At 67.9% G+C, this 15,149-nt stretch carries 12 protein-coding genes; 10 read left to right on the top strand and 2 right to left on the bottom strand.

Annotation, left to right across the window (positions count from 1 at the left end; genetic code table 11):
• Positions 1-162: 162 nt before the first annotated feature.
• Entirely contained in the window at positions 163-1,197 is a 1,035-nt protein-coding gene (locus tag H5T77_RS23920) for a LacI family DNA-binding transcriptional regulator (RefSeq protein WP_292653113.1), read from the bottom strand.
• Positions 1,198-1,376: 179 nt separating this feature from the next.
• Between H5T77_RS23920 and H5T77_RS23915 the strand changes: the two genes are divergently transcribed.
• The 4 genes from H5T77_RS23915 (at position 1,377) to H5T77_RS23900 (ending at position 9,303) form a co-directional block, all read left to right on the top strand.
• The gene (locus H5T77_RS23915) at positions 1,377-5,363 is read left to right on the top strand and encodes a GH92 family glycosyl hydrolase (RefSeq protein WP_292653112.1); all 3,987 of its coding nucleotides are present in this window, start codon (positions 1,377-1,379) and stop codon (positions 5,361-5,363) included.
• 95 nt (positions 5,364-5,458) lie between these two features.
• Complete coding sequence (uvrC, locus tag H5T77_RS23910; protein ID WP_292653111.1) at positions 5,459-7,450, top strand: excinuclease ABC subunit UvrC; 1,992 nt, start codon at positions 5,459-5,461, stop codon at positions 7,448-7,450.
• Between the two features lie 3 nt (positions 7,451-7,453).
• Positions 7,454-8,320, top strand: coding sequence for an RNase adapter RapZ (rapZ, locus tag H5T77_RS23905; protein ID WP_179658361.1), 867 nt, complete (start codon positions 7,454-7,456; stop codon positions 8,318-8,320).
• Positions 8,321-8,322: 2 nt separating this feature from the next.
• Positions 8,323-9,303: a gluconeogenesis factor YvcK family protein gene (locus H5T77_RS23900; RefSeq protein ID WP_292653110.1), complete on the top strand. Its 981-nt coding sequence runs from the start codon at positions 8,323-8,325 to the stop codon at positions 9,301-9,303.
• Between the two features lie 67 nt (positions 9,304-9,370).
• On the opposite strand, the gene H5T77_RS23895 is transcribed toward H5T77_RS23900, so the two are convergent.
• The gene (locus tag H5T77_RS23895; RefSeq protein ID WP_292653109.1) at positions 9,371-9,832 is read right to left on the bottom strand and encodes a hypothetical protein; all 462 of its coding nucleotides are present in this window, start codon (positions 9,830-9,832) and stop codon (positions 9,371-9,373) included.
• Between the two features lie 218 nt (positions 9,833-10,050).
• On the opposite strand from H5T77_RS23895, the gene whiA reads away from it, so the two are divergent.
• The 6 genes from whiA (at position 10,051) to H5T77_RS23865 (ending at position 15,047) form a co-directional block, all read left to right on the top strand.
• A complete protein-coding gene (gene whiA, locus H5T77_RS23890; RefSeq protein WP_183545525.1) occupies positions 10,051-11,037 on the top strand; it encodes a DNA-binding protein WhiA in 987 nt (328 codons plus the stop codon).
• A 175-nt stretch (positions 11,038-11,212) separates the two neighbouring features.
• A complete protein-coding gene (gene gap / locus H5T77_RS23885; protein WP_292653108.1) occupies positions 11,213-12,211 on the top strand; it encodes a type I glyceraldehyde-3-phosphate dehydrogenase in 999 nt (332 codons plus the stop codon).
• Positions 12,212-12,249: 38 nt separating this feature from the next.
• The gene (locus H5T77_RS23880) at positions 12,250-13,473 is read left to right on the top strand and encodes a phosphoglycerate kinase (protein ID WP_292653107.1); all 1,224 of its coding nucleotides are present in this window, start codon (positions 12,250-12,252) and stop codon (positions 13,471-13,473) included.
• Positions 13,473-14,282, top strand: a complete 810-nt coding sequence (gene tpiA / locus H5T77_RS23875; RefSeq protein WP_292653106.1) for a triose-phosphate isomerase — start codon at positions 13,473-13,475, stop codon at positions 14,280-14,282. Before H5T77_RS23880 ends, tpiA begins: the two co-directional genes overlap by 1 nt.
• A gap of 42 nt (positions 14,283-14,324) precedes the next feature.
• Positions 14,325-14,555 carry a preprotein translocase subunit SecG gene (secG, locus tag H5T77_RS23870; RefSeq protein WP_141780171.1) on the top strand — a complete coding sequence of 77 codons (231 nt, stop codon included), beginning with the start codon at positions 14,325-14,327 and terminating at the stop codon, positions 14,553-14,555.
• A 132-nt stretch (positions 14,556-14,687) separates the two neighbouring features.
• A complete protein-coding gene (locus H5T77_RS23865; RefSeq protein WP_183545521.1) occupies positions 14,688-15,047 on the top strand; it encodes an RNA polymerase-binding protein RbpA in 360 nt (119 codons plus the stop codon).
• Positions 15,048-15,149: the final 102 nt, after the last annotated feature.

Here is a 15,149-nt window from a genome sequence, read left to right as displayed (position 1 = left end):
GGTGACGAAAGTCGACTTTCGTCACCCACAACTACAGACTCGGCCTCCACAACTACAGTTTCGGCGGGAAGTGGGTTATCGAGCAGCACCCGGGCTTCGTCCCAGCGGTCGGCGCGGAGCAGCGCGGAAAAGTCAGCGTAGCGGCGACGGCTTTTCCCAGACTCAGGGACCCGCGAGCTCCCCGGAGCCTCGGGGGATCAGCCGGGTGCCGATCGTGACGGTCTGGGGCGGGCCGGCTGTGTCGCCCGCGATGCGCTGGAAGAGCAGTCGTGCGGCGGCCGCCCCCATGGCGCCAGGATCCTGTGCGACGACGGTGAGCCCGGGCTGAAGGAGGTCGCCGAGCTCGACGTCGTCGAACCCGACGAGCGCGAGTCGCGTCGAGCGCCGGGCGAGCTCGCGAAGGACGCTGACGGTGGTGCGGCTGTTGCCGCAGAAGAGCGCGGTCGCCGGTGACTGCCCGGCGAGCAGCCGGTCCAGCGCTTCGGCGGTCGATGCGGGTGATGGGGGCGCCTGCGCGACGAGCGTGTCGGAGAAAGGAATCCCGGCGGACTCCAGTGCCTCTCGGTAGCCGCGCAGCCGCTCGCCGGCGGTGTAGATCTCCGGAGCGTCGCCGATGAAGCCGATGCGGCGATGGCCGTGGGAGAGCAGGTGCTCCAGTCCGCGCCGACTGCCACCACGGTTGTCGGTGAGGATCATGTCGGCTTCGATGTCGCCGGGCGGGCGGTCGACGAACACGGCTGGGATGCCGGCCCTCATCTCCGGGAGCAGGTAGGAGTGGCTGGACCCAGCCGGAACGATGATCAGGCCGTCCACGCGCCGCTCGCAGAACGCGAGCGCGAGCTCGCGCTCTCGGTCGGCGTCTTCGGCGGAGGAGCCGGCGAAGACCATCGTCCCGTGCTTCCGGGCCACATCCTCGACGGCGCGAGACAGGATCGAGTAGAAGGGGTCGGCGACGTCCTCGAGCAACAGTCCTACGGTGCCTGAGCGTCCCTGCCGAAGGTCGCGGGCACTGGCGTTGCGTCGGAACCCGAGCTGGGTGATCGACTCGAGCACCGCTGCCCGGAGGTCGTCGTTCACGTTCGACTCGCCGTTGACCACCCGCGAGACGGTCTTCAGGCTCACGCCGGCAGCCGCCGCGACGTCCTTCATGGTCGGGCGGCGCTGCTGGCGGGTCTGGTCGGACAGGGGTGATGCCACGTGCACAGCGTAGACGCAGATCCGAGTGTGACAACGATGTCCCCGTTTTTCTGGGCGAGCCCGCCAAAATTTCTGCGGCACCGCAGAGTGCCCGAGTAAAGCCTTCAGAAACGCGTTGACAACGTTGTCATCCCGCGGTTCCATCTTGGGTGGCCCCCCATGTGAAGGAGATCACACCGATGCACCGTTGGGACGCACCCCCCAGAATTCGAGGCCGGTCTGCCGGCCGCCTGGCCGCAACGATCGCCGCGACGGCGGCGCTGATGGTCGGGATGAGCGGCACCGCGCCCGCGCTCGCGACGCCGGAAGCGCCCGAGCCGTCCGCCCCGAAGAGCAACACCGCCGACCCCCAGCGCGCCGCCGCAGGCGGTGACTGGGCGACCTCCTTCGAGGACGAGGACCCCCAGCCCAGCTGGGCCGATCTCGTCGACACCGACGATGACGGCAAGCCCCGCACCGCAGGCGTCGCCGGTCCGGACCCCTTCGGCATCCCCGGCGACATCGCCGAGCACATCACCGGCGCCACCGCCAGCGGAGAGAACAGCGGCTCCGGCGAGGGCGCAGCCGAGCTCGTCGACGGTGACATCAACACCAAGTGGCTCACCTTCGCGACCACCGGCTGGGTGCAGATCCAGCTCGACCAGCCCGTGAGCGTCGTCAAGTACGCCCTCACCTCGGCCAACGACGCGGCCGAGCGCGACCCCAAGGACTGGGTGATCCAGGGCTCCGCCGACGGCCAGACCTGGACGACCGTCGACCGGCGCACCGGTCAGTCCTGGGAGGAGCGCTTCCAGACGAGAGAGTTCGAGATCGCCTCTCCGCAGGCGTACTCCCACTATCGCATCGACATCTCCGCGAACCAGAGCGGCGGCATCATCCAGCTCGCCGAGTGGCAGCTCTCAGACGGGTCCGAGCCCCCGCCGCCGCTGAAGAACATGACCAGCCACCCCGATGACGGTCCCGCCTCGGCGTACGCGGCGAAGTCGAAGGTCGGCTTCACCGGAGTGCACGCGTTCGAGTACGCCGGCAAGATCACCGGCGACAAGGGCCACTCCTACAACCGCGTCTTCGACGTCGACATCCCGGTCGGCAAGGAGACCGAGCTGTCCTACCTGGTCTTCCCGGCGTTCATCGACGGCGACCTGAGCTACCCGAGTACCTACACGGCGGTCGATCTGGCCTTCACCGACGGCACCCTGCTCTCCGAGCTGGGCGCGCTCGACGCGCAGGGCTACGTACTGTCCCCGGAGGGCCAGGGCGAGTCGAAGTCGCTCTACACCAACCAGTGGAACAAGAAGACCTCCGTCATCGGCGAGGTCGCGGCAGGCAAGACGATCGACCGCATCCTGGTCGCCGTCGACGCTCCGAGCGGCCCGACGAAGTTCCGCGGCTGGTACGACGACATCGCGATCACAGCCTCACCGGACGAACCGCAGATCACCAGCCGCGTCGACTACGCCGTCACGACCCGTGGCACGCAGTCCAGCGGCAGCTTCTCGCGAGGCAACAACATCCCGGCGACCGCGGTCCCGCACGGGTTCAACTTCTGGGCGCCGATGACCAACGCCGGGTCGCTGTCGTGGTTCTACCGCTACCACCAGGACAACGACGCCCAGAACCGGACCAGCCTGCAGGCGTTGACGCTGAGCCACGAGACCAGCCCGTGGATGGGTGACCGGCAGACCTTCCAGGTGATGCCGTCGGCCGCTGAGAGCGTCCCCGACCCGGGGCGCAAGGCACGCGCACTCACCTTCGAGCACGACAACGAGATCGCCCGGCCCCACCACTACAAGGTCGACTTCGACAACGGCCAGAGCGCCGAGATCGCGCCGACCGACCACGCCGCCGTGTTCCGGTTCACCTACCCCGGTGACTCCGCGCGGCTGGTCTTCGACAACGTCAACAACAACGGCGGACTGACCCTCGACCCGGCCACCGGGACGCTGTCGGGATTCACCGACACCCGCAGCGGCCTGTCCAACGGCGCCACCCGGATGTACGTCTACGCGACCTTCGACCAGCCGGTCACCGGCGGAGGCAAGTACGCCAACGGGGAGCGTCCGAACGTACAGGGCCATCTCGAGTTCGACGCCGGTGCGGACAGGACCGTCACGATGCGCATCGCCACGAGCCTGATCGGCCTCGACCAGGCCAAGCGCAACCTCGAGCTCGAGGTCGCCGACGCCTCCTTCGACACCGTCAAGGAGCGGGCGAAGGCGCTGTGGCAGGACAAGCTCGACGTCCTCGACATCCAGGGCGCGACCAAGGACCAGAAGACCACCGTCTACTCCAACCTCGCGCGTCTGTTCCTCTACCCCAACTCGGGCCACGAGAACGTCGGCACCGAGGACGAGCCGGTCTGGAAGCACGCCGTTCAGTCCACCTCCGGTGACACCAACCCGCCGGGCACCACGCCCACCCACACCGGGGCCGAGGTCAAGGACGGCAAGGTCTATGTGAACAACGGCTTCTGGGACACCTACCGCACCACCTGGGCGGCCTACTCGCTCCTGGAGCCCGGCCAGGCGGCCGAGATGGTCAACGGCTTCGTGCAGCAATACAAGGACAACGGCTGGATCTCGCGCTGGTCCTCGCCGGGCTACGCCAACCTGATGACCGGGACCAGCTCCGACGTCTCGTTCGCCGACGCGTACGTCAAGGGTGTCGAGGGCATCGACGCGGAGGCCGCCTACGCGGCCGCCGTCAAGAACGCCACCGTCCGTCCGCCGGGCAGCGCGACCAACTCCAATGTCGGTCGCAAGGGCATGCAGACCTCGGTGTTCCTCGGCTACACGCCCGCAGCCGTGAGCGAGGGCGTCTCCTGGGGTCTCGAGGGCTACATCAACGACTACGGCATCGGGAACATGGCCGCGAAGCTGGCCGAGCGTGACGGGATCACCTCGGCAGAGCGGAAGCGGCTGCGCGAGGAGTCGGAGTACTTCCTCGGTCGGGCCCGCAACTACGTCAACACCTTCGACACCAAGGTGGGCTTCTTCCAGGGCCGCAACGCCGACGGCACCTTCAAGAAGTCGCCGGCGGACTACAACCCGCTGGTGTGGGGGAGCGATCACGACTACACCGAGACCAACGGCTGGAACTTCGCGTTCCACACCCCGCAGGACGGCCAAGGCCTGGCGAACCTCTACGGCGGTCGCGACGGGCTCGCGAAGAAGCTGGACACGTTCTTCACGACCCCGGAGACGGGGGAGTACCCGGGCTCCTACGGCGGGATCATCCACGAGATCCGTGAGGCCCGCGACGTACGCATGGGGCAGTGGGGCTTCTCCAACCAGGTCAGCCACCACATCCCGTGGATGTACAGCTACGCAGGCCAGCCCTGGAAGACGCAGGAGATCGTCCGCGAGAGCCTGCGCCGGATGTACACCGGCTCCGAGATCGGGCAGGGCTACGCCGGCGACGAGGACAACGGCGAGACCTCGGCCTGGCACCTCTTCGCCTCGCTCGGCCTCTACCCGCTCCAGATGGGCAGCGAGAACCTCGTGCTCGGCTCGCCGCTGTTCACCAAGGCCACCCTCCACCTCGAGGGCGGCAAGGACCTGGTGATCAAGGCGCCCGAGAACAGCACCGAGAACATCTACGTCCAGGGCGTCACCATCGACGGCAAGAAGTGGGACAAGACGTACGTCTCCCACAAGGAGCTCGCCGACGGCGGCACCATCGAGTTCGACATGGGCTCGAGCCCATCGAGCTGGGGCACCTCGCCGAACTCGGCGCCGCCGTCGCTGACCAACGGCTCGGAGCCGGCCACGCCGATCGCCGACAAGTCGGGCGCGGGCAAGGGCGCGGTCTCGGCCAGCGGGGACGGCGGGGAGACGCTGGTCGACAACGACTCCGGGACGCAGACGACCGTCGCCGGTGACGGCTGGGTGGAGTACCGGTTCTCCGGAACCAAGGTGCCGGTCTCCTTCTACACCCTCACCAACGGCGCCGACGGCCGCTCGCCCAGCGGCTGGGTCGTCAAGGGATCCAACGACGGGACCGACTGGAAGGTCCTCGACCGGCGCTCGGGTGAGAAGTTCGCCTGGCAGCAGGCCACCCGCCCGTTCAAGCTCGAGTCGGAGTCGAGGTTCAACCGGATCCGGATCGAGTTCACCGGGTCGGCCGCGGAGCAGATCACGCTCTCGGAGGTGGAGCTGCTCGGCTGAGCCCTGATGGAGGACGATGCCCGGCCGGACTCGGCCGGGCATCGTCCGTTCCCGGGCGCGACGAGACTGTCCGTGGTCGCCACTAGGGTTGGAGCGTGCCCGATCCGCAGAGCTATCGCCCCAAAGCTGGAGACATCCCCAGCCAGCCAGGGGTCTACCGGTTCCGCGACCCCAAGGGGCGGGTGATCTACGTCGGCAAGGCGATCAACCTGCGCCAGCGGCTCGCGAACTACTTCCAGCCGATCCCCAGCCTCCACCCGCGCACGGCGACGATGGTCACCACCGCGGCCAGCGTCGAGTGGACGACGGTCAACAACGACATCGAGGCGCTCCAGCTCGAATACACCTGGATCAAGGAGTTCGACCCGCGGTTCAACGTCAAGTACCGCGACGACAAGTCCTACCCGTGGCTCGCGGTGACCGTCTCGGAGGACTTCCCGCGGGTCATGGTCGGCCGCGGTGCCAAGCGCAAGGGCACCAGATACTTCGGCCCGTACGGCCACGCCTGGGCGATCCGGGAGACCGTCGACATCCTGCTGCGGGTCTTCCCGATGCGTTCGTGCAGCAACGGCGTCTTCAAGCGCTCCCAGCAGATCGGCCGGCCGTGCCTGCTCGGCTACATCGACAAGTGCACCGCGCCCTGCGTCGGCAACATCTCCGCCGAGGAGCACCGCGAGATCGTCGACGACTTCTGCGACTTCATGGCGGGCCACACCACGACCTTCACGAAGCGGATCGAGAAGGAGATGTACGCCGCGTCAGAGGCCCTCGACTTCGAGAAGGCCGCGCGGCTGCGCGACGACCTGGCGGCGATGCAGCGTGCCCTGGAGAAGCAGGCCGTCGTGCTCGGCGACGGTGCCGACGCCGACGTCATCGCCCTGGCGGAGGACCCGCTCGAGGTGGGCGTGCAGATCTTCTACGTACGCGGTGGCCGCATCAAGGGTCAGCGCGGCTGGGTCGCGGACCGGATGGACGACGCCGACACCGCCGGTCTGGTCGAGCACTTCCTGCTCCAGCTCTACGCCGACGAGGCTGAATCTGGTGACGCTGGCGAGGCGATCCCGCGCGAGATCCTGGTCCCGGCGCTGCCGCCCGACCACGACACGCTCGAGGAGCTCCTCTCCGATATCCGCAAGGCGAAGGTCAGGATCCGGGTCCCACAGCGTGGGGACAAGAAGACGCTCCAGGAGACCGTGGCCAAGAACGCCAAGCAGGCCCTCGCGCTCCACAAGACCAGGCGCGCGAGCGACCTGACCACCCGCAACCGGGCGCTGGAGGAGATCCAGGAGGCGCTCGAGCTCGACGAGGTGCCGCTGCGGATCGAGTGCTACGACATCTCCCACCTGCAGGGCACCGAGATCGTCGCCAGCATGGTGGTCTTCGAGGACGGGCTGGCCCGCAAGTCCGAATACCGCCGGTTCATCATCAAGGGCCAGGACGGCTCCGACGACGTCAAGGCGATGCACGAGGTCATCACCCGGCGGTTCAAGCGGCTGCTCGACGAGCAGTCGACGTCCGTGGTGAGCACAGAGGTCGAGGGGCCCAGCGGCCCGATGCTGGTCGACCCGGAGACCGGCCGGCCGAGGAAGTTCGCGTACGCCCCAGGCCTGGTGGTCGTCGACGGTGGCGCGCCGCAGGTGGCCGCTGCCCAGCGCGCGCTCGCGGAGCTCGGCGTCAACGACATCCCGGTCGTCGGCCTGGCCAAGCGCCTGGAGGAGGTCTGGGTTCCTCAGGAGGAGGACCCGGTCATCCTTCCGCGCAGCTCCGAGGGCCTCTACCTGCTGCAGCGGATCCGCGACGAGGCGCACCGGTTCGCGATCAGCCACCACCGCGGCCGCCGCTCGAAGTCCATGGTGGAGAGCCTGCTCGATGACGTACCCGGCCTCGGCGAGGTGCGCCGCAAGACGCTGATGAAGCACTTCGGCTCGTTGAAGAAGCTCCGGACGGCGACCGTCGAGGAGATCGCCCAGGTGCCCGGCATCGGCCCCGCCACCGCGACCGCGATCAAGACCGCTGTGGATCAGTCGTCGAAGAGTGGCAAGGTTGGCGCCATCAACGTCACCACGGGCGAGATCATCGAGGAGTAGGTCATGCACAAGGGGGAGGTCGTCGTCATCACCGGCATGACCGGTGCCGGGCGAAGCACTGCGGCCAAGGAGCTGGAGGATCTCGGCTACTACGTCGTCGACAACCTGCCGCCGAGCCTGCTCTCGCAGGTGGTCGAGCGGGTCGACGCGGCCCGGGGCCCGGAGCAGCCGGTGGCGGTCGTGACCGACGTACGTTCGGGCTCCTTCTTCGCCGAGCTCGAGGAGATCCTGGCGAAGAAGGCCACCGGGCGGCGTACGACCCTGGTGTTCCTCGACGCCGCCGACGACACGCTCGTCCGCCGCCAGGAGGCCGCGCGGCGGCCGCACCCGATGCAGCGCGGCAACGAGCGGTTGCTGGACGCGCTCGAGCGTGAGCGGGTGGTGCTGGCCAGTCTGCGCGGCGCCGCCGATCTGGTCATCGACACGACCCAGCTGAACGTGCACCAGCTCACCGCCAGGATCGCCGAGGCCTTCGGCACCCCGGAGCGGACGACCCTGAAGGTCTCCGTGGTGAGCTTCGGGTTCAAGTACGGGATCCCGGTCGACGCCGACTTCATGGCCGACATGCGCTTCCTGCCCAACCCCCACTGGGTTCCCGAGCTGAAGGGCGGCAACGGACGGGACAATCCCGACGTCGCCGACTACGTCTACACCCGTCCTGGCGCGGAGGAGTTCCTGAGCGGGTATGTTCCGGTGCTCGTCGGAGTGACCAAGGGCTATCTTCACGAAGGGAAGAGGTTCATGCGCGTGGCAATCGGGTGCACGGGTGGCAAGCATCGCAGCGTGGCGATGGCGGAGGAGATCTCCAGGCGGCTGCGAGATGCCGGGCTGGATGCGAAGGCGATCCACCGAGACCTCGGGCGGGAGTGAGAGTGGCCGGGGCCGACCGACCCGGGGCAGATGCCCAGGCCGTCGTCGCCCTCGGGGGCGGGCACGGACTGCATGCGTCGCTGAGCGCGCTGCGGCTGCTGGTCGACGATCTGACCGTCGACCAGTTGACGGCGATCGTCACGGTCGCCGACAACGGCGGCTCGAGCGGGCGGCTCAGGCGGGAGTTCGGAGTGCTTCCGCCGGGCGACCTGCGGATGGCGCTGGCCGCGCTGTGCGGCGCGGACCGCTGGGACGACACCTGGGCCCAGGTGCTGCAGCACCGCTTCGCCGGTGAGGGGGAGATGCGCGGCCACAACCTCGGCAACCTGCTGATCGTCGGGCTGTGGGAGCAGCTCGGCGACCACGTCGAAGCCCTCGACTGGGTCGGCCGCCTGCTGGGCGCAAAGGGCCGGGTCCTGCCGATGGCGCTGGTGCCGATGGACATCGTGGCGGAGGTGAGCGGGCTCGACGCCGACGACCCGGAGGCACGGGTCGCGATCAGTGGCCAGGTCGAGGTCGCCACCACCGACGGCCGGATCGAGTCGATCCAGCTCGTCCCCGACAATCCGCCGGCCGCCCCCGACGCAGTCAAGGCGATCTGTGATGCCGAGTGGGTTTTCCTGGGGCCCGGATCCTGGTTCACCTCGGTCCTGCCACACCTGATGGTCCGCGCGCTGCGCGAGGCTCTGGTCGCCACCACCGCGAAGATCGTCGTGGTGCTCAACCTCGGGGAGCAGCCGGGGGAGACGACCGGCTTCGGCCCGGCCGAGCACCTCGAGGTCCTCCTCGACCACGCCCCCGACCTGCGGATCCACACCGTCCTCGTCGACTCCTCCCTCGACGGCCTCGACGAACTGTCGCGGGTGGCCGAGAAGTGCGGTGCCCAGGTCGAGGTAGCCGATGTCGCCGTCGGCGACGGGACCCCTCGCCACGACCCGGAGCGGTTGGCCGCGGCGTACGCGAGGGTGATCGGGGCGGGTTAGCGCTCGAACGCCGCAGGGAGGATCGCGGTCAGCAATTCGACATGCACGTATTCGTCGGCGAGACGGGTCAAGCGCGCGAGTCCTCCAGGTGCATGCGAGCGCGGCGGCGCTGACGGAGTTCACGAACGAAGAGGCATAGCAGTGCTGTGCCGAGGGCGGCATGGATGACGCCGTCGACGCGATATCCCCAGTCAGATGTGCCTGTCTTCGCCTCGATGTACGGCGCCCCCTCGACGATTCCTCCGACTCCCATGCAGACAAGGATCACGCCCAGGACCAGATATGCGCTCGCGGCCCAGCGATCAGGGGGGTATGCGGGCGTACGAGCGGTCTTGACGACTCCCGCCACGAGGCCGGCGAGCACGAGGCACTCTATTCCGACGAAGAAGAGCAAGTCGTCGACACCAGCGCCGCTGGACTCCATCGAGGTGAGTGCGCCGAACGGGGCGGGCGTACAGCACAGACCGAGGACGAAGATCCACAGCAAGCGCGAGTCCGGATCGCGGGGGTCGATAGCGGGTTGAGGCACGATGACGCACGCTAGGGCATGCGGGCAGGGCTGGCCGCTGGAACGGCGATCTCGCCGCCAGCCCTACTTCGCCGACGAGAGATCGGTGTGCTCGACGGTGTCATGAGCCCCGGCCGGCGCTGTTTCCTCTCACTGCAAGCCTCGCTGTGGGTGCACACATAGTGCTCTGACGTGGAACCGATTCGAGGGTCGTTGACAACAATGAAAGACTCTCCGGCATGGCGATGACGGGACAGGTGAAGGCCGAGCTGGCCTCCACTCAGATCACCAAGACATGCTGCCGCAAGGCAGAGGTTGCCTCGACGTTGAGGTTCGCTGGGGGGATCCACATCGTGGCCGGCAGGATCGTGGTCGAGGCTGAGCTCGACACCGGTCTGGCCGCCAGGAGATTGAAGCGAGACATCGCCGACGTCTTCGGTCACGAGGCAGAGGTGGCTCTCATCCAGGCGAGCGGACTCCGTAAGGGCAGCCGTTACATCGTGCGTGTGGTCAAGGACGGTGAGGCGCTGGCGCGCCAGACCGGCCTTCTCGACCAGCGCGGGCGACCGGTGCGCGGCCTTCCGCCTGCCGTCGTCTCGGGTGGGGCCTGCGACGCCGTCGCCGCCTGGCGCGGAGCCTTCCTCGCCCACGGCTCGCTCACCGAGCCGGGCCGGTCCTCCTCGATGGAGGTGACCTGCCCGGGGTCGGAGTCGGCCTTGGCCCTCGTCGGCGTCGCCCGTCGTATCGGTATCTCGGCGAAGCCGAGGGAGGTACGCGGCGTGGACCGTGTCGTCATCCGTGACGGTGACGCGATCGGCCAGCTGCTGACCCGCCTGGGCGCTCACGAGTCGCTGATGGCCTGGGAGGAGCGCCGGATGCGTCGCGAGGTCCGCGCCACCGCCAACCGGCTGGCCAACTTCGACGACGCCAACCTGCGCCGCTCGGCTCGCGCGGCCGTCGCCGCCGGAGCCCGCGTCGAGCGGGCCCTGGAGATCCTCGGCGAGGAGATCCCCGACCACCTGCGCCAGGCCGGCAAGCTCCGTCTGGAGCACAAGCAGGCCTCCCTCGAGGAGCTCGGGCAGCTCCACGACCCGGTGCTCACCAAGGACGCCATCGCCGGCCGCATCCGCCGTCTCCTGGCGATGGCCGACAAGCGCGCCGAGGAGCTCGGCATCCCCGACACCGAGGCTTCGCTGACCGCGGAGATGCTCGCCGAGGACGCGTAGGACATCCGAAGACCGGCCCGAGCTCCTCGAGTGATCGAGGGGCTCGGGCCGTTTGCTACTCGTCCGTCTATTGGAACGATCCAACCCACCCTCCCGCAGTTCAGAGTGGCTGGGTAGTGTCGGCGTCAGCGGGTGATCCCGCACACAATCTTTTCGACGCGAACCAGGAGTCCACGTGACAGTTCGAGTAGGTATCAACGGGTTCGGCCGGATCGGCCGCAACTTCTTCCGCGCGGTGCGCGCCTCCGACCTCGACATCGAGATCGTCGGGGTCAACGACCTCAGTGACAACGCCACCCTCGCGACGCTGCTGAAGTACGACACGATCCTCGGCCCGCTCGACGCCGACGTCTCCGCGACCGAGGACGCGATCGTCGTCGACGGCAAGGAGATCAAGGCGTACGCAGAGCGTGACCCGGCCAACCTCCGCTGGTCCGACCTCGGCGTCGACGTCGTGATCGAGTCCACCGGGTTCTTCACCGACGCGACCAAGGCCCGCGCCCACGTCGACTCCGGCGGCGCGAAGAAGGTGATCATCTCCGCTCCTGCGAAGAACGACGATGCCACCATCGTGATGGGCGTCAACGAGAAGGACTACGACCCCAACAACCACACGGTCATCTCCAACGCCTCCTGCACGACCAACTGCCTGGCGCCGCTGGCCAAGGCGCTCAACGACGGCATCGGCATCAACAAGGGCCTGATGACGACCGTCCACGCCTACACCGCCGACCAGAACCTCCAGGACAACATCCACAAGGACATGCGTCGCGCCCGCGCCGCCGCGCTCAACGTGGTGCCCACCTCGACCGGTGCCGCCAAGGCGATCGGCCTGGTGCTGCCGGAGCTGAAGGGCAAGCTCGACGGCTACGCGCTGCGCGTGCCGGTGCCGACCGGCTCGATCGTCGACCTCTCCTTCGAGGCCTCGCGCGAGACCTCGGTCGAGGAGATCAACGAGATCATGAAGAAGGCCGCCGACGGGAAGTACCTCGTCTACTCGACCGACCCGATCGTCTCCTCCGACATCGTCACCAACCCGGCGTCCTCGATCTTCGACGCTCCGCTGACCAAGGTGATCGGCAACCAGGTCAAGGTCGCGGCCTGGTACGACAACGAGTGGGGCTACTCCAACAGGCTCGGCGACCTGGTTGCGTACGTTGGCGCGAGCCTGTGACCCAGCGACGTTCGTCACAGGTTAGTGTCTAGCCCGTTATGTCTCTGAATCTCACGCAGCTCATCGAGCAGGGTGTCGAGGGCAAGCGAGTTCTCGTGCGCTCCGACCTCAACGTCCCGTTGGAAGGCACCACGATCACCGACGATGGTCGGATCCGTGCCTCGGTGCCCACGATCAAGGCCCTGACCGACGCCGGTGCCAAGGTCGTGGTGGTCGCCCACCTCGGTCGCCCGAAGGGGGAGCCGGACCCGGCGTACTCGCTGGCGCCGGTGGCGACCCGCCTCGGTGAGCTGCTCGGTGTCGAGGTCGCCTTCGCGACCGACACCGTCGGCGACTCCGCCGGCTCGGTCGTCGGCGGCCTCGGCGACGGCCAGGTCGCTCTCCTGGAGAACGTACGTTTCAACGCCGGTGAGACCGCCGAGGACGACCTCGAGCGGGCGACCTTCGCCACGCAGCTCGCGGCCCTGGCCGACGCGTTCGTCTCCGACGGCTTCGGCGTGGTCCACCGCAAGCAGGCCTCGGTCTACGACGTCGCCAAGCTGCTCCCGAGCGCGCAGGGTGACCTGGTCTCGACCGAGATCGACGTGCTCAAGCGGCTCACCGAGACCCCCGAGCGTCCCTACGTGGTCGTCCTCGGCGGCTCGAAGGTCTCCGACAAGCTCGGCGTGATCGACAACCTGCTCGGCAAGGCCGACAAGCTGCTGATCGGTGGCGGCATGGTCTTCACCTTCCTCAAGGCCCAGGGCCTCGAGGTTGGCGAGTCGTTGCTCGAGGAGGACCAGATCCTGACCGTGCTCGGCTATCTCGAGCGTGCCGAGGAGATCGGCGTCGAGATCCTGCTGCCGACCGACGTGGTGGTCGCAGACTCCTTCGGCGACGAGGCCTCCGCCCGTGTGGTCGCGGCCAACGCGATCCCGGCTGAGTCGCTCGGTCTCGACATCGGCCCGGAGTCGGCCCAGACCTACGCCGAAGCCCTCGAGGGTGCCGAGACCGTCTTCTGGAACGGCCCGATGGGGGTCTTCGAGCAGCCTGCGTTCGCCGAGGGCACCCGCGCGGTCGCCCAGGCCCTGACCACGATCGACGGGCTCTCGGTCGTCGGCGGTGGTGACTCTGCCGCGGCGATCCGTCAGCTCGGTTTCACCGATGACCAGTTCGGTCACATCTCCACCGGTGGCGGCGCCTCACTCGAATACCTGGAGGGCAAGTCCCTCCCGGGCGTGGGCGTGCTCGAGGAGACGAACATCATGGGAGGCCTGGGCTGATGGCGGCTAAGAAGCAGACCGGTGGGCGCACGCCGCTCATCGCCGGCAACTGGAAGATGAACCTCAACCACCAGGAGGCGGTGGTCTTGGTCCAGAAGCTCGCCTGGACGCTCTCCGACAAGCGCCACGACTTCGCAGCCGTCGAGGTGGCGGTCTTCCCGCCGTTCACCGACATCCGTTCGGTGCAGACGCTGGTCGACGGCGACAAGATGCGGATCACCTACGGTGCTCAGAACGTCTCGACCGAGGAGTCCGGCGCCTACACCGGCGAGGTCTCGGCCTCCATGCTGGCCAAGCTCGGCTGCTCCTACGTGATCGTGGGCCACTCCGAGCGTCGTGAGCACTACGGCGAGACCGACCAGATCGTCGCGCAGAAGGCCAAGATCGCCCTCAAGCACGACATCACCCCGATCGTCTGCGTCGGCGAGGGCCTCGAGGTCCGCCAGGCCGGCAACCACGTCGACCACTGCACCGGCCAGGCCGAGGCCTCGCTGGCCGGGCTCACCGATGCCGAGGTCGGCAAGGTCGTGATCGCCTACGAGCCGGTCTGGGCGATCGGCACGGGGGAGACCGCCACCGCGCAGGACGCTCAGGAGGTCTGCGCCGGCATCCGGGAGCGGCTGGAGAAGGTCTACGGGGCCGAGGTGGCCGACGGCGTACGCATCCTCTACGGCGGCTCTGTGAAGCCTAACAACGTGGCTGCCCTGATGCAGGAGGCCGACGTCGACGGCGCGCTGGTGGGCGGTGCGAGCCTCTCGGTCGACGACTTCGCGGCGATCTCGCGCTACTACGACCTACCCGTGCTGTAGGGCAGTGCTCTACTCTTGGCGCTCTCCAGATAGGATTCAAACGTGGAACTTCTCTTCACCATCATCCTGGTCATCGCGAGCGCGCTGATGATCCTGCTCGTGCTGCTTCACAAGGGCCGCGGTGGCGGTCTCTCCGACATGTTCGGCGGCGGCGTATCGAGCTCCCTGGGTGGATCCTCGGTCGTTGAACGCAACCTCGACCGGCTCACCGTCGGCATCGGCGTGATCTGGTTCGCCTGTGTGATCGCGCTCGGCCTGCTGATGGCCTACTGATCCATTTCCCTTCGGAGCATGCGCGATAGCGTCTAAACTCATTCGACGCTGGACGGAGATTTTGCCGTCCAATTCCCCCAAAGTGGCCTCTCGGGGCTGCGAACTTAAGTTGAGAGAGGACACCGCAGCACCATGGCAGGTGGAGGGAACGCGATTCGGGGCTCCCGAGTCGGTGCTGGGCCGATGGGTGAGGCGGAGCGCGGCGAAGCTGCGCCGCGAAAGGCCGTCACCTACTTCTGCGCCAACGCACATCATTCGGTCATCACCTTCGCCGTCGAGGCGACGCCACCAGATTCGTGGGACTGCCCCAAGTGTGGGCTCCCGGCTGGTCTGGACGAGGAGAACGCGCCCCCGGCGCCGAAGATCGAGCCTTACAAGACCCACCTCGCCTACGTGAAGGAGCGCCGCTCCGACGCCGAGGCCGAGGACATCCTGGAGGAGGCAATCGCTCTGCTCCGATCCCGCCGGAAGTCCGGCGAGATCATCTTCTGAGCTCATCCGCCGAGTCGGCGTCTCTGTCCCGGACAGAGACGCCGACTCGGCTCGTTTTGACGAAAAGTCGCGCCGAGTCGGCTCGTCATAACGAGCCGACTC

It is taken from the genome of Nocardioides sp. (genome assembly GCF_014360585.1).
GTDB lineage: Bacteria > Actinomycetota > Actinomycetes > Propionibacteriales > Nocardioidaceae > Nocardioides.
The sequence above is the reverse complement of the archived record's forward strand: the minus strand, read 5'-3'. Positions and strand labels throughout refer to the sequence as shown.

Bases quoted from the DNA above. Each gene is read 5' to 3' on its own strand.
- rapZ (WP_179658361.1), top strand. From the start codon at position 7,454: ATGCACAAGGGGGAGGTCGTCGTCATCACCGGCATGACCGGTGCCGGG.
- H5T77_RS23880 (WP_292653107.1), top strand. From the start codon at position 12,250: ATGTCTCTGAATCTCACGCAGCTCATCGAGCAGGGTGTCGAGGGCAAG.
- H5T77_RS23915 (WP_292653112.1), top strand. From the start codon at position 1,377: ATGCACCGTTGGGACGCACCCCCCAGAATTCGAGGCCGGTCTGCCGGC.
- whiA (WP_183545525.1), top strand. From the start codon at position 10,051: ATGGCGATGACGGGACAGGTGAAGGCCGAGCTGGCCTCCACTCAGATC.
- tpiA (WP_292653106.1), top strand. From the start codon at position 13,473: ATGGCGGCTAAGAAGCAGACCGGTGGGCGCACGCCGCTCATCGCCGGC.
- H5T77_RS23865 (WP_183545521.1), top strand. From the start codon at position 14,688: ATGGCAGGTGGAGGGAACGCGATTCGGGGCTCCCGAGTCGGTGCTGGG.